Annotated in this window: 1 pseudogene (only partly in view); it reads left to right on the forward strand. The window is 70.7% G+C overall.

Annotated elements, in window-relative coordinates:
* Window positions 1-239: 239 nt before the first annotated feature.
* A pseudogene (locus BN903_RS13365) lies at window positions 240-894 on the forward strand (RimK family alpha-L-glutamate ligase); its annotated part runs 37 nt beyond the window's last position; the annotation flags it as partial.

Genomic DNA, 894 nt, shown 5'->3' on the forward strand with positions numbered 1-894 from the left:
TGCGGTCCTTACGTCGCCTGCGTCCGCCTCACGGCTGCCCCTTCGAGTCCCGCCGCGCACAGCACAGCACAGCACCTCACGCCTCCCCAGCCTCGTCGACCGGTCTCCGCTTCGCTCCGACCGGTCGACTCCCTCGCGCGGCGCTCCTCGGCCGCGATGCGGCCTCGGAGGCGCGCGCCACCGCAGTGGTCCACTCCTGCTCGCGCGGTTTTTAAGTCCGAACGGTCCCCAGCGATGGTATGATCCGGCTCGCGATGACCACCGACGCGGAGACGTTCGAACGCGTGCGCGAGCCGCTCGGCGAGCGCGGGATCGAGGTCGGCCACGTGCGGGCGAAAGAGCGATCCCTGCGAGTTTCGAGCGGGGGCGGCGAGAGAGCGGAGCCGGCGGACGAGTTCGACGGCTTCGACGTCGGTCTCGTCTATCCGACGCGGCTCATGGAGGGCGCGGTCGTCGACGAGCGGTTGGGCGTCCCGTGGGTGAACGGCCGCGACGCGGTCGTGACCTCGCGGAACAAGGCGGGCGTGCTGGCGGCGCTCGACGCCGCCGGACTCCCCACCCCCGGGACGACGCTCGTCTCGAACCCCGTCGACGAGTCGGTCGTCGTCGACGCCGTCAACGACTTTTCGTACCCCGTCGTCGTCAAGCCGAACTCCGCGACCCGCGGGTGGGGGTCGCGACCGCGAGCGACCTCGACTCGCTTCTCGGCGTCGTCGACTACCTGAACCTGATCCACGACTACCGCGCGACGGGCGACAAGTCGTTCCTGATCCAAGAGTTCCTCCCGGACGCCCGCGACTACCGCGCGATGGTCGTCGACGGGCGGTACGCGGGGGCGGTGGAACGCGTTCTCGACGACGACGCGCTCGCGGCCGGCCGGTGGAAACACAACGT

The organism is Halorubrum sp. AJ67, assembly GCF_000513435.1.